Here is a 13,461-nt window from a genome sequence, read left to right as displayed (position 1 = left end):
ACTGCCGGCCACACTTGGCCTGGGGCCTGAGGTCTGGCGAGTCCTGTCAAAGTGCCACGACATGCGGAATCGGACCGAGTACGAAGGCGTCCTCGACGTGGACGACCGGCTTGTCTCGGACCTGATTGGCGCCTGCCGCAAGGTCGCAGGCAAGGTCAGAAGTCTACCGCCGATTCCGGAACAGTCGGAGTAACCTCCTACTAACGTATCGGCGTCTTCCACAGATGCGCCGCCACCGCGTCGGCGACCTTGCGCGCGGACTCCGGCGAGTCCGCCGTTGCCTCGAAGGTCAGGTCGCCTTTCTTCAGAACGTAGATCTTGAACCGACCGTCGCCCTTGTCCCGGTATATGTAGGCGCCGTCGCCGAGACCAGTCACCGTGGCGCGTGGTTCTTCGATCGACTGCTTGAGGTCCTCGAAGTCATCTGGTGGCGAGATCCAGACAACATAGCCCGACGGCGTGTCAGTCCCGGGCATCGCGACGGTATACCTGCACCGGCTGAAGGACTTGTCGGTCGTGCCGCGCACGGCGGTGAGCTTTCCACCCACTGCGTGCGCGATGATCTCGCCCGGCACCGCCTCGCACACGTCGAGTTTCGCGTAGTCGCGGCGCGGCTGTGCCGCAGCAGAGCGTTCCGCTGGATGCGATGCCGCGAACAGTGCGGTCACCACAAGCACAACGATCGATGCCGGCATGGATACCTCTGATCTTCTGCACGAAGATACTCCGCAACTGGCGTGAGAGGGGACGGCCGGGACGACCTGCTCGCCTCCTTTCGGCGGTGCGAGCGTGTGTCAGATCGCGGTGGAACTGCAGCTCGAGTTGCACTCTTGCGATGGGGCCACGCTTCCCGGCCCCTGACGGGGGCGCCGGCGACAGCAGGGTGACTCGCCCGCCCCTTGGCGATCCGTGCCGGGAACCAGGATGGCCCTTGCGTCGTCATATAGCTTGTCATGCAAGATACCTTGCGAGACACTCCACCCATGGCGACCGAGCACGACAGGTCCGACCGCCGCAAGGGCAGCATCGCCCGCGAACTCAGGCGTGGGTCGCTCGAGCTCATCGTGTTGCACCTGTTGGAACCGGGCGAGGCCTACGGCTACGAGATCGTCACCAAGCTCACCCGCGAGACCGACGGCGCGCTCGAGGTGACCGACGGCACGCTCTACCCGGTCCTCTACCGCCTGGAACGCGCCGGGTTCGTCGCAGTGCGCTGGGACACGCCATCCCGGGGCGTCCCTCGCAAGTACTACCAGCTGACGGAGGCAGGGCGACTGGAACTCGCCACCCTCAGGAACGACTGGCAGGCCTTCGCCGACGCGATGGCCCGGCTGCTCGCACAAGGCAGACCACGATGACCACCGACGACTATCTCGATCAGGTGCTCGCGCACCTCCCACGCACCACGCCGCACCGCCCGCAGATCGCTCTCGAGCTGCGCGGCCACATCGAGGAACGGCTCGCCACCGGGCAGCCGCTGGACGACGTGCTGCGGCAGCTGGGAGACCCGGCAGTACTGGCGGAGTCGTACCTGGCGGGGCTCTCACTCGTGCCGGCCGACTTCGGGCCGCGCGTGCTCGCGAAGGTCGTCGACGCACTCGCCTTTCTGCTGCTGGTTGCCGTGACCCTCGTCCTCGCGTGGCTGAGTCCGCGGGGAGGCATGACCGTCATCCTGATCTGCGTGGCGGTGCTGATCGCGGGGTTCGGCTTCCTCATCTACACGATCGTCGCCGAGTGGCGATCGGGGCAGACGTTCGGCAAGCGTCGGTACGGGCTGTTCGTGGTCCAGGAGAGTGGCGCACCGATCACGCTGGGGCAATCGGTGGTGCGACAGATGTCGCTGGTCTTCCAGATCTTCTGGATCGACGCGTTGTTCGCGCTCTTCACCGAGCGACGCCAGCGCGCGTTCGAACTGCTCTCCAAGACCCGCGTGGTGCGCGTCGACGACAAGCAGGCCTGAACGTCACCGTTGACAGATGCGGCAGGCGAAGGTGGAGCGGCCGCCCTGCACCGAACGCCGGATGACGCCGGCACAGCCGCGCGTCGGGCATGCCTCGCCCTCGCGGTCGTAGACCCGGAATCGCGCGGACTCGTCCGCCGTAGCCTCGGCGAAGGCGGAGCGATACGTCGTGTTCGACTGGCGCGCGATCGCGGTGGTGAGCACTTTCTTGATGGCAGCCACCAGGCGCATGGCAGTCGGACGTGGCTTGCCGGTCGGCGTCGCGATGGTCGAGGCCCGTCGCGATGGCGAGAGGCCGGCAAGGTGCAGCGCCTCGACCGCATAGATGTTGCCGAGGCCCGCCACGACGCGCTGATCGAGCAATGCCACTTTCAGCGGCACTCGTCGCCGCGCGCACGCACGCGCCAGCGCCGCGGCGTCGAACTCGGGTGAGAGCGGCTCCGGCCCGAGCCCCACGAGCGTCTCGTGCGCTGACAGGGCCTCGCGCGTCAGCAGGTCCATCACGCCGAAGCGGCGCGGGTCGGTGAAGGTGACCACACACCCCGACGACATCTCGAACACGACGTGGTCATGGGCTCGCGGCGGGGGTGGCGCCGCAGACGCCGCCCTCTCCCGGGACTGCACACCGAAATCGCCGGACATGCCGAGGTGCATCACCAGCGTCTCGCCCGACGACAACGGCAGCACCAGGTACTTCGCTCGTCGCGTGACGGCGTCGACCGTGGTTCCCGTCAGGCGGGCAGCAAAGTCGGGCGGGAACGCGCGACGGAGATCCGCACGCCGAAGCAGGACGCGATCGAAGCGGGCGCCTCGCATCGCCGGTTCGAGCAGCTGGCGAGTGGCTTCCACTTCCGGAAGTTCAGGCACGGTTCAGGATAGCCTCTCACCGGGGACCGGGGACCGGGGACCGGGTGCAAGCCAGCGGCCATCGCAAAGGCCGAATGCTGAATGCGGGAATGGCGAGAGCAAACCGTTTTCGACATTGCGACATCGCGGCATTGCCTGGTTCCATTTGTCCGTGGCGCGTAGCCGTCGACCTTGGTCGACGGGCACCGGGTGCCTCATGCCGCAGGACACATCGCATGGCTGACCAGACGATGCTCGCGGGTGATCGCACTGCCCTCGGGGTTTCCCGAAGGCAGTGCCTGCGCTGTGTCGCGCGGTGTCGGCAGGAGACCTACTGCCGGGTCGGCGTCGCCGCCGGTGCCGTGGGGGCCGGTGCGGTTGGAGTCGGCGTCGACGGACGCGCCGCAGGGGCCGGCGCCGGCATCTCCGTACCTGTGAACCGCGGCAACAGGTCGTCGCGCATCGCGAGGTGATACAGCGCCGACGCAATCATCGCCGCGCTCTTCTTCACGTCGTCCTCGACGATGCGCTCGTAGGTGTCGAGGTTGGTATGCCAGGTATAGGACTGGTATTCGATCGGGTCCTGCATCAGGCCGATGCCGGGGAGGCCGGCGGCGTTGAAGGAGGTGCTGTCGGTGCCACCCGTGCTGCGGCTCTTCGTCACGGTCGCGCCGACGATACCGAGGTCTTCGAACGGCGCGAAGATCTCGCGCAGGATGCGACCGGCCTCCGGCGGACCGAACACGCTCGCGCCGCGGATGCGGCCGGTGCCGGAGTCGACGTTCAGGTAGCCGCCAAACGTCGCGAACTCCGCGGTCGGCGCCTCGGCCGTGCCGAAATGCTTCGCGACGTACGCCTTCGACCCGAGCAGTCCCTGCTCTTCGCCGCCCCAGAGCGCAACGCGAATCGTCCGGCGCGGCTTCAGGCCCAGCGTCTTGACGATGCGAGCCGCTTCCATCATCACCGCCACGCCGATGGCGTTGTCGGTGGCGCCGGTTGCGGCGTGCCATGAGTCCAGGTGGCCGCCGAGCATGATCACCTCGCTGGCCTTGTCCGAGCCGGCAATCTCGGCGACGGCGTTGTAGGACGTCCGGCCCTCCGGGTACCAGCGATTGACGATGTCGACGTCGAGTTCGACCGGACGTCCGTCGGCGAGCAGGCGGGCGATCCGGCCGAAGTCCTCGTTGCGCAGGATCATCGTCGGCGGCGCGGTGGCGCCATCGAAGCTCGGGTTGTTGAAGGCGCGAATCTGCCCGTGATCGCGGCCGCCGTCGTTGATGCGGACGCGCACCTTGTTGGCGACGAGGAACGCGTCGACCTGCTCGTTGATCTGGCGCGGTGTCAGCCGGCCGGGCTCGACGACGGGCGCCTGGCGACCGGCCGGTCCCCCTGGACCGAACTGCGGTGCCCTGGGATTGACCGGATCCAGCATCGCCGTGAGGTCGTCGTAATCGCGACGAAGCGGCGCTTTCGAGAAATTCACCGGCACCGGCTTGCCGGCACCGACAAGCACGACTTTTCCGGCAACCGCCGCGGCCTTGCCATCTAGGTACGTCTTCAACTCGTCAGCCGTCGGCCGCTCGGGCAGGATCAGCTGCGTGGCTGCCGCGCGGACCGGGCCGTCCGTACCGTTGGTCCAGGCCAGCGCCTCACCGACCAGGGCGTCCTTCACCGGGGAGACAACATGCGCGCTCAGGCGCTCGTTGAGCCAACCGGGGTGGCCGAAGTCCCATTCTTCGAGGCTGCCGTTGTCGAAGCCCCACTTCTTCATCTCGGTGACGGCCCATTCGGCGGCAGCCTTGTGGTTCGGCGAACCGGTCAGGCGCGGCCCGTACACATCGGTGAGGACATGCAGCGTCTGCATGATCTGCGACCGATCGCGCGCCTCTGCCCGGATACGGGCATTGATGGCGTGATCGATGGGTTCCGGCGAGGCGGCGACGAGCACCGCGGCGGACCCGGCCAGCGCCAGGACGGGCGCGAATCGTGAGGCACGAGTGAACATGGCCGAAAACGCTAGCACATCAGGCGAAATGTCCCGGAGGACGGGGCTGCGCGACGGCCGGACGAGGGGTGGTATGCATCCTGCTTCACGTCGGGACGGGATCGCGGATCGCGGATCGCGAATCGGGAAGCGGGAAGCGGGAAGCGGGGAATCGGAAATCTGGATGGGGATGGGGCAATGCACGAGGTGCGACCACCATCGGACGTGAATGCTGTTGTCGGAGGCTACCTGCGCGATCTGGCGTTCGCGCAGGCGTCGCCGCAGAAGATGTACGGCTACAAACGGGCCGCGGCGGCCATCTTCGGTCTCGAGACCCCGCTCACCGAACTGGTGGCTGCCGACGGCACGCTGCCGCGGATTCCCGGCATCGGCCCGGGCTCGACGCGAGTCATCAGGGAGGTCCTGGAGAGCGGCCACTCGCCGACGGTCGAAGACGCGATCGGGCACAGTGATCGGCAGGCCGACATCACGCGCCGCCGGCGGCTCCGACAGAACGTGCTCAGTCGCGCCGAAGTCGTGCGCGTGCTCCGCGACCCGTCATACGGCGGCCCGTCGAGCGACGAGTATCGTGGCGATCTCCAGATGCACTCCGAGTGGAGCGACGGTTCGCCCACGGTCGACGAGATTGCCGATTCCTGCATGGCTCGCGGCTACACGTACGCAGCCGTCACCGATCATTCGCATGGGCTGAAGATCGCCGGTGGCATGTCGATGGAGGAGGCCGCCGAGCAGAGGCGCGCCATCGATGCCGTCAATGCGTCGTTGGGCGGGCGCTTCCACCTGTTGCAAGGCGTCGAGGCGAACATCGATATCGCGGGGGCGTTGGATCTCGACGACGACGAGGCGACCACATTCGATCTCGTCCTCGCCGCGCCACACTCGCGTCTCCGCAGGAACGACGACCAGACCCATCGCATGCTGGCCGCGATCGCCCATCCGCACGTCCGCATCCTCGCGCACCCGCGCGGTCGCATCTCAGGCTCTCGCGCAGGCGTCGTCGCCGACTGGGATGCCGTGTTCGCAAAGGCCGCGCGTCTTGGTGTCGCCGTCGAGATCGATGGCGACCCGGCGCGCCAGGATCTCGACTACACGCTGGCGCGCCGTGCCCTCGCCGCCGGCTGCATCTTCGCGCTCGACAGTGACGCTCACACCACGGCGCAGTTGTGGTACGCGGACATCGCCTTGGCCCACGCGCGGCTCGCGAGCATTCCCGCCGATCGCATCGTCAACTGCTGGCCCCTGGACCGCCTGCTCGGCTGGCTGTCCGAGCGGTCGGGCGCGGCAAGCTGATTCGTCATTCGTCAGGCATCATTCGTCATGACTAATGACTAATGACCAATGACCAACGACCTGCTCGGCGTTCCGAAGTATGTGACACTGCCCCATGCTCAGCCGATCGATGGTGCTCGCCGTGATCGCGGGGATCGCGTCGCTTGGCGCGCCACCCTCGCCTGCCCTGGTGCAACCAGCGAGACGCCTGATCGTGGGGTACCTGTTTGCGGGCAACGCCGTTGCCGAGATATCGGACGTCGACGCCGCCCGGCTGACGCACATCAACTATGCGTTTGCCAACCTGCGCGATGGCGAAGTGGTGGAGGGCTTCGCGTCGGACGGGGAGAACTTCCGGCGCCTGCGCGAGCTGCGCCAGCGCCATCCACAGTTGCGCGTGCTGGTGGCGGTCGGCGGGTGGACGTGGTCGGGTGGCTTCTCGGACGCAGCGCTGACCGTGGCGAGCCGCGACCGCCTCGTCCGGAGCGCGGTGGCTTTCGTGCAACGTCACGACCTCGACGGACTCGACATCGACTGGGAATATCCAGGATTGCCGGGCAACGGCAACACCAATCGCCCCGAGGACAAGGCGAACTTCACCGCGATGATGGCCGCGCTGCGCGCCGGTCTCGACGACCTCGGGCGGCGCACCGGCCGGACGTACCTGCTGACATTTGCCGCGGGGGCCTTCCCGAGGTTCATCGAGCACACCGAACTGGCGCAGGTGGCGGCGTCGATCGACTGGGTCAACCTGATGACGTACGACTTCCGCGTCGCGGCCGTCGATCCCATCGCCGGACACCATGCGAACCTGTTCGACCATCCCGACGACGATAAGCACCGGTCCGGGGACGCGGCCGTGCGGGAGTTCCTGGCGGCTGGCGTGCCGGCGGCCAAACTGGTGCTCGGCGTGCCGTTCTACGGGCGCGGCTGGATGGACGTCCGTGCGGAGCGGAACGGCCTGTACCAGCCCGGTGTCCCGCTCACCGATGCGAAGGGGTTGACTTACGCACGGCTGGCCGCCGACCTGGTCGGCAGGGACGGGTACGAACGGCACTGGGATTCGACGGCGCAGCAGCCGTACCTGTGGAATGCGTCACGCCGGATCTTCATCGCCTACGACGATCCCGAGTCGGTCCGCCGCAAGGCCCAGTACGTCGTCGAGCGTGGGCTCGCCGGCGTCATGTACTGGCAGCACGGATCGGACCGGACCGGTACCCTGCTGCAGGCGCTGCACGAGTACCTCCAGCAGGGCAGCACACACCGCTGACGCGTGACGGACTCCACATGCGCCTACCCTGCGATCGGCGCCGGGTGTGGCTTGACGTTCTGGTTGACGCGGAAGAAGTTGGTCGGGTCGTACCTGCGTTTGACCTCGACGAGCCTCTCGTAGTTCGTGCCGAAGGCCGCCCTGATCGTGTCCTCGCCTTCGTCGCCCAGGAAGTTCAGCAGGTAGTCACCCGTGCGGAACGGCGCCATCGCGTCGGCGAAGTTGCGCGTCCACTCGATGTGGCGTGCCGAGTCGGCGGCGTCTGACCATTGCGTGCAAACGCCCAAGTCGTACTCCAGGTGACGTTGTCCAAATGCCGTGTTGCTCGCGGGCACGCGACTGACGGCACCACCGTACTGCTCTACCAGTACTGCTGTCATCGGCGACGTCGCCTGGTCGGCATGACTGACGATGACGTCGATCGCGTCGTCGCTGAGTTCGCGCACGTAGGTGGACTTCCAGTAGTTCTGGTTGCCATCCGGCACCGCCGCGTCCAATAGCGTCTGCATCACGGGAAACGGCATCGGCTGGATCGCGTCGACCATCGGGCTGCCGAAGGCGCGCAAGGGGGCGAGGATGCGCTCACCTTCCGCGAGATCGCCGCAGTAACACGTCGCGATGGCCGCAACGGGATGGCCATCCGGCGTGTGCATCAGCGCCGCGTACGTCCCGAGCTCGTCCGGCGCCGACTGGGTCATCGAGCGGTAGAACTTCAGGAGCTCGGTCGCCTGGTCTCGCGGGTGGATGACCAATCCCCCCAGCACCATGGAGACGGGATGAAGGCGGTACTCGAACGAGGTCACGACCCCGAAGTTGCCGCCGCCCCCTCGCAGGGCCCAGAACAGATCCGGATGATCGTCAGCGCTGACATGCAGCACTTCTCCCTCGGCCGACACCACCTCGAAGGAGACCACGTTGTCGCAGGTGAGCCCGTGCTTCCTGGCGAGCCAGCCGACACCGCCACCGAGGGTCAGGCCGGCGACTCCCGTCTTGGACACAACCCCTGCCGGTACGGCGAGACCGAAGACGTGGGTTTCACGATCCAGCTCCCCGAGCAGCACGCCGGGTTGCACGCGGGCGCGACGCTCCCTGGGGTCGACGTGGATGCCCTTCATGCGCGACAGGTCGATCACCATCCCGCCGTCACACAGCGCACGCCCGCCGACGTTGTGGCCGCCACCGCGAACAGCGACGAGCAACCCGTGCTCGCGGGCGAAGCGCACCGCGGCAATCACGTCGGCCAGGCCGCTGCACCGCGCGATCAGTCCGGGCCGCTTGTCGATGCTCGCGTTCCAGATCGTCCTCGCTCTGTCGTACTCGGCGTCACCGCTCCGCACCACCGATCCACGGAACGCGGCGACGAACGGCTCGATCGCGGCAACGTCGACGGGCGTACCGTCGCAGTCGACCAAAACACTCTGCGGCATCTGTCCTCCTGTTGGGTTGTGGGCGGAAGTATACGCTGCTCAGCCGAGCCCGACAGCGCGCGCGATCGCCATCGCCCCTGTAACCGCCGCGATGATGCCGATGGCGTGAGCAGCGCGTTCGCTGACAGATGCGTAACGTTCAGCCGTGATCGCGACGGTCACAAGCCCCATGGCCGGTACGTCCATGAGGCCAACGACGATGAGGATGGCCATCAGGTTGCCGCAGCTGCAGGCGCAGTGCAGGCCGAGGCGGACACCAAGACGCAATGCTGTTGAAGCGCCTCCTGACAGACCACAACCGGTCCCCGGCATTTCGCGGCAGCAGGCGAGATGACGTGACTTCCACGCAGTGAACTGGAGAGCTCCCGCAACGAGAATGGCGACACCTGCCGCCAGCGGGACGGCACGCGCGATTGCTGCCTCGCGCATCGCAATCGCCGCCAGTGACATGCCCAACGGAAAGAGCACCAGCCCGATCGCCGTCCACACGATCACATATCCCGCCGCGGCGATGGCTGTCAGTGCGTCGAGACGTGCGTGACTCGTCGTGCCGACGACCTGGCGGTAGCGCCACAACATGGGAACGAGTGATGGCAGCATCATCGCCACCATCATCAGGACCCACATGCCGAGGAACGAGGCCGCGGCGCCGGGCCATGTCTGGCCCGGCATCCGCATCCACACCATCGACATCGTCCAGTCGCCGGGCATCCGCATCCCGCCCGGTGCGGGCATGGACTGGCACGACACGATCGTGACCGCCGCAGTGGCGACGAACACTCCCGCGCTCACACAGAGGAACGCGGCGTCCAGCGACGCATGCCGGCGCTCAGCGTGCGTCGTATTCGTCATGGCGACGCCACCACACGCCCGTCTCGTTGCGTCCCCGGGGCGCGCGATCGAGCCACTGGTACATGCCCCACAACGCATCGAGTCCGCGCGCGTATGCAGAGTAGGTGTGGTAGACGACACCGTCCTCGAGCGCGAACGCGCTGACGCCGGGCCGCTCGCGCGTGTACGTGGGCACGTCGGTTCCGGTCATGGCCGCGATCTGGGCGACCGGTCCTTCGCCGTCCGCCGGCCGGGCCGGCACGCGCAGCTGCCACCCGGTCTCGCGGCGGTAGTTGTAGACGATGCCGCCCTGGCGCTGCTGCTCTTCCGTGAAGCGCACGTTGAAGTCCGGGTTGAAGTCGCTGTCGAGCGAGGACGCCCAGGGAAACGTCCAGCCCATGCGCCGCTTGTAGGTCTGCAGCTTCGCGAGGGGCGCCCGCGAGACCGCCACGAGTGACACGTCGTGGTTCGAGAGGTGCACGGCGATGCCGTCGAACCCGTCAGCGATCGAAGAGCAGGACGGGCATCCTGCCGTGTAGTCAGGCCCGAACATGAAGTGATAGACGAGCAGCTGCGTGCGTCCCCGGAAGAGGTCCGTGAGTGACGCGCTCCCCTCGTCGATCTCGAATCGGTACGTCTTGTCCACGCGGACCCAGGGCAGTGCCTGCCGCCGTTGCGCCAGCGCGTCGCTGCGCCGCGTGAGGTCCTTTTCCGCCTCGAGCAGTTCGAGACGCGCCGCCAGCCATTCTTCGCGTGTCCCGATGCCGTGTGTCGTCGATGTTGCCTGTGACGCCATTGCGTGTGTCTCCCTCGTCAGGTGTCCCGTGAGTGGGTCGTCTTGTCGAGGCGGCCGGTTCGTCGGTCGCCGTGGGATAGATTGAGCGGCAGGAATCCAACGATGGGAGTGACAAGTGTGGCGGGATTTCAATGGACTCGCTGATCACGGCTGCGGCGCGTGCGCTCGCGGCAGGTGATCCACTGGGGGCGCTGAAGCGGGTTGCCCTCCGTGACGACGCGCCGGCCCTTGCGTTGCGCGGCATCGCGATGGCGCAGCTCGGCGACCTTGCGCGGGCGAAGGTGCTGCTGCGCAAGGCAGGTCGCGCGTTCGGGCCAAAGGAGTCCGTGGCACGTGCGCGTTGTGTTGTCGCCGAAGCCGAGATCGCGCTCGTCTCGCGCGACCTCGGCTTTCCCGCCAGGGCCCTCGACGCCGCACGGTCCACGCTCGACGCACACGGCGATCGACTCAACGCCGCGCATGCGCGGCATCTCGAGGTGCGCCGCCTGCTCCTCATCGGCCGTGTGGACGAGGCCGAGCGGGCGCTGGCCGCGCTCGATCCGACGCCGTTCCCTGCCGCATCCCGGGCTGCGCACGAGCTCGTTGTCGCGGGCATCGCTTTGCGACGCCTGCGGACGGGGCCGGCGCTGGCTGCGCTCGAACGGGCTGCAGATGCGGCGCGCCGTGCGGGCATTCCGGCGCTGGTGGCCGAGGTCGACAGCGCGTTCGAGGTCCTGGACGCCCCCTCCGCACGCCTGATCGCCAGTGGCGAGGAGCGCCCGCTACGACTCGCCGAGGTCGAGAACCTGCTGGCGTCCGAGGCATTGGTCGTGGACGCCTGCCGTCACGCGGTGCGCGACGCAGCCACGATTGTCCCGCTCGCCACTCGTCCGGTGCTGTTCGCGCTCGCACGGGCGCTCGGCGAAGCGTGGCCCGCCGACGTGCCGCGCGACACGCTGCTTGCGCGCGCGTTCGGCGCAACTCATGCCGACGACTCGCATCGCGCGCGGTTGCGCGTCGAGATCGGCCGGCTGCGGACCAAGCTTCGCCCGCTCGCCAGCGTGGATGCGACCCGCCGCGGCTTCGCGCTGACCCCTCGCCGCAATCGCACGGTCGTCGTGCTGGCGCGGCCGACCGACGATGCGCATGCGTCGGTGCTGGCGTTGCTGGCCGACGCCGAAGCCTGGTCGAGCTCGGCGCTGGCACTGGCACTCGGCACCAGCCAGCGCACCGTGCAGCGAGCGCTCGACTCACTTGCCACCTCATCCCGGGTGCAATCGTTCGGCAGGGGGCGATCCCGGCGCTGGATGACCAAGCCGGTGCCGGGATTCACGACGACGTTGTTACTCCCCGCCTCGCTCCCGATTGACTAGGCTGGACGCATGCATCGATCACCTGCCGATATCGTTCGCGAGTACGGTCCTTTCCCTGGCGCCGAGGGCGTGCACGGCGTCACGTGCGACGGGCAGCATGTCTGGTTTGCGGCCGGCGACAAGCTGATCGCGATCGATCCCGAGACCGGAACGCCGGTGCGCGCGATCGAGGTGGCCGCGGATGCCGGCACGGCATTCGATGGCCAGCACCTCTTCCAACTCGCCGAGAATCACATCCACAAGATCGACCTGCAGTCCGGTGAGGTGCTTGCGACGATTCCCTCACCGGGCGGCGGCGGCGATTCGGGACTGGCGTGGGCCGAGGGCACGCTCTGGGTCGGCCAGTATCGCGACCGCAAGATTCACCAGGTCGATCCCGAGACCGGCGCGATTCTCCGCACGATCGATTCCAACCGTTTCGTCACCGGAGTAACGTGGCTCGACGGCGAGCTCTGGCACGGCACATGGGAAGGCGACGAGAGCGAGCTGAGGCGCGTCGACGCCCGATCCGGCCAGGTGCTGGAAACGCTGGAGATGCCGGCCGGCGTCGGCGTCTCCGGACTCGAGTCCGACGGCCGCGACCAGTTCTTCTGCGGCGGCGGGCGCACCGGCAAGATCAGGACCGTGCGCCGGCGTCGCCAGGACCAGCCATTGCAGTTGCTGCGTCCGGAGGTTGATAGTCCTGAGACCTGAGACCCTGAGACCTGAGACCTGAGCCCTGAGACTGCACCTGAGCCTTGTTGCTCCTGCACGCGCTTGCGCGGTGCGACGGAGGTTGCCGATGACGCGCGACAAGGGGCTGGAAGCCCTGATCAACGACGAACTCGACTCTGTCTCCGGACTCACCGAGAAGGGCATGTTCGGCGGCTGGGTGTGGCTCCTCCACGGCAACCTGCTCTGTGGCGCACGTGATGAAGGCCTGCTGATCCGTCTCGGCAAGGGCCAGGACGCCTGGGCGCTGGACATCGACGGCGTGACCCCGATGTACTCCGGCAGCCGGCGGATGCAGGGATGGGTTCGCGCAGCGCCGAGCGTGGCCGCCGATGCCGTCGTCAGACGCGAGTTGCTCGATCGGGCGCTCGCGTTCGTGCGTGCGCTGCCCCGCAAGTGATGGTAGGGCCCGTTCTCCGAACGCGGCCCTTCGTTATCACGCTAACGGCCGGGCTCGGAGAGCCGGCCCTCCGGCTGTGGGACTTGTCCGACGCGCCAGGCGTTACCGCACGAAGTAGCCGACGACGCGCCACGTGCCGTCGGTGTCGAGGACCGTCGACACGGACTCGGTGGCGGTGTCCTTGCGCTCGAAGCTCGAGCCGTACTGGAACACGATGTACTCGCCCGCTGGCGCCCCGGGAGGGTCCTTCGCAGGCGTCGCCTGCTTCAACGCCCGTGACTTCAGCGGCCCGACCTGATCCCGCGCCGTCTTGACCGCTTCCTGCCACTTGTCCGTCGTGACCGCCTGCTTGAACGTCGATGCCGCGGCCGTCCCGGATTCGGCATAGCGGCCGGCGTCAAGCAGGACCAGCCACTCGGTCGCGGCCTTCTGGGCGGCTGCGGTGTCCTGTGCGGCGGCAGGGCCGGCAAGGAGGAACAGCAGGATCAGCACGACCGCCGTGCGGCGAGTGATGAAGGTGCCCATGGGCGGCAGTATACGTCCGGGCCTCGGACCAGCGAACGCGCCCGGAGTGGTCGAGTCGCGGGCATCGCG

14 protein-coding genes are annotated in these 13,461 nt (G+C 67.7%); 7 read left to right on the top strand and 7 right to left on the bottom strand.

From position 1 onward, the window contains the following. Positions 1 to 200 precede the first annotated feature (200 nt). Positions 201 to 695 (bottom strand): hypothetical protein, encoded by a 495-nt coding sequence (locus LuPra_RS01035; RefSeq protein ID WP_110169044.1) that lies wholly within the window; start codon positions 693 to 695, stop codon positions 201 to 203. A gap of 288 nt (positions 696 to 983) precedes the next feature. Here LuPra_RS01035 and LuPra_RS01030 point away from each other — a divergent pair, with 288 nt between their 5' ends. Beyond that, on the top strand, positions 984 to 1,358 hold the full coding sequence (locus LuPra_RS01030; protein ID WP_157898595.1) for a PadR family transcriptional regulator: 375 nt from the start codon (positions 984 to 986) through the stop codon (positions 1,356 to 1,358). After that, positions 1,355 to 1,960, top strand: a complete 606-nt coding sequence (locus tag LuPra_RS01025; RefSeq protein WP_110169042.1) for an RDD family protein — start codon at positions 1,355 to 1,357, stop codon at positions 1,958 to 1,960. Before LuPra_RS01030 ends, LuPra_RS01025 begins: the two co-directional genes overlap by 4 nt. Positions 1,961 to 1,963: 3 nt before the next feature. On the opposite strand, the gene mutM is transcribed toward LuPra_RS01025, so the two are convergent. Together mutM and LuPra_RS01015 are read right to left on the bottom strand one after the other, a co-directional pair. Further along, positions 1,964 to 2,827 (bottom strand): bifunctional DNA-formamidopyrimidine glycosylase/DNA-(apurinic or apyrimidinic site) lyase, encoded by an 864-nt coding sequence (gene mutM / locus LuPra_RS01020; protein WP_110169041.1) that lies wholly within the window; start codon positions 2,825 to 2,827, stop codon positions 1,964 to 1,966. Positions 2,828 to 3,137: 310 nt separating this feature from the next. After that, positions 3,138 to 4,811: a M20/M25/M40 family metallo-hydrolase gene (locus tag LuPra_RS01015; protein ID WP_110169040.1), complete on the bottom strand. Its 1,674-nt coding sequence runs from the start codon at positions 4,809 to 4,811 to the stop codon at positions 3,138 to 3,140. Between the two features lie 186 nt (positions 4,812 to 4,997). Between LuPra_RS01015 and LuPra_RS01010 the strand changes: the two genes are divergently transcribed. Both LuPra_RS01010 and LuPra_RS01005 read left to right on the top strand, forming a co-directional pair. Continuing rightward, entirely contained in the window at positions 4,998 to 6,101 is a 1,104-nt protein-coding gene (locus tag LuPra_RS01010; protein ID WP_157898594.1) for a PHP domain-containing protein, read from the top strand. Positions 6,102 to 6,195: 94 nt separating this feature from the next. After that, entirely contained in the window at positions 6,196 to 7,350 is a 1,155-nt protein-coding gene (locus LuPra_RS01005) for a glycoside hydrolase family 18 protein (RefSeq protein WP_110169038.1), read from the top strand. A gap of 23 nt (positions 7,351 to 7,373) precedes the next feature. On the opposite strand, the gene LuPra_RS01000 is transcribed toward LuPra_RS01005, so the two are convergent. The 3 genes from LuPra_RS01000 to LuPra_RS00990 are packed head-to-tail and all read right to left on the bottom strand — an operon-like array spanning position 7,374 to position 10,404. Continuing rightward, positions 7,374 to 8,777: an FAD-binding oxidoreductase gene (locus LuPra_RS01000; RefSeq protein WP_110169037.1), complete on the bottom strand. Its 1,404-nt coding sequence runs from the start codon at positions 8,775 to 8,777 to the stop codon at positions 7,374 to 7,376. A 39-nt stretch (positions 8,778 to 8,816) separates the two neighbouring features. Then, entirely contained in the window at positions 8,817 to 9,629 is an 813-nt protein-coding gene (locus tag LuPra_RS00995) for a DUF2182 domain-containing protein (protein ID WP_110169036.1), read from the bottom strand. After that, complete coding sequence (locus tag LuPra_RS00990; RefSeq protein ID WP_110169035.1) at positions 9,607 to 10,404, bottom strand: DUF899 domain-containing protein; 798 nt, start codon at positions 10,402 to 10,404, stop codon at positions 9,607 to 9,609. Before LuPra_RS00990 ends, LuPra_RS00995 begins: the two co-directional genes overlap by 23 nt. Positions 10,405 to 10,535: 131 nt before the next feature. Here LuPra_RS00990 and LuPra_RS00985 point away from each other — a divergent pair, with 131 nt between their 5' ends. From LuPra_RS00985 to LuPra_RS00975, 3 genes are all read left to right on the top strand, one after another. Beyond that, positions 10,536 to 11,756, top strand: a complete 1,221-nt coding sequence (locus LuPra_RS00985; protein ID WP_110169034.1) for a helix-turn-helix domain-containing protein — start codon at positions 10,536 to 10,538, stop codon at positions 11,754 to 11,756. Between the two features lie 9 nt (positions 11,757 to 11,765). After that, the gene (locus LuPra_RS00980; RefSeq protein ID WP_110169033.1) at positions 11,766 to 12,449 is read left to right on the top strand and encodes an NHL repeat-containing protein; all 684 of its coding nucleotides are present in this window, start codon (positions 11,766 to 11,768) and stop codon (positions 12,447 to 12,449) included. 88 nt (positions 12,450 to 12,537) lie between these two features. Next, a complete protein-coding gene (locus tag LuPra_RS00975; RefSeq protein ID WP_110169032.1) occupies positions 12,538 to 12,867 on the top strand; it encodes a TfoX/Sxy family protein in 330 nt (109 codons plus the stop codon). Between the two features lie 102 nt (positions 12,868 to 12,969). Here the strand turns inward: LuPra_RS00975 and LuPra_RS00970 are convergent, their stop codons facing one another. Beyond that, the gene (locus LuPra_RS00970; RefSeq protein ID WP_157898593.1) at positions 12,970 to 13,392 is read right to left on the bottom strand and encodes a DUF4019 domain-containing protein; all 423 of its coding nucleotides are present in this window, start codon (positions 13,390 to 13,392) and stop codon (positions 12,970 to 12,972) included. Positions 13,393 to 13,461 lie beyond the last annotated feature (69 nt).

Origin of the sequence: Luteitalea pratensis (assembly GCF_001618865.1) — a bacterium.
Lineage (GTDB): Bacteria > Acidobacteriota > Vicinamibacteria > Vicinamibacterales > Vicinamibacteraceae > Luteitalea > Luteitalea pratensis.
Note: the sequence above shows the minus strand (reverse complement) of the source record. Positions and strands in the feature narration are given on the sequence as shown.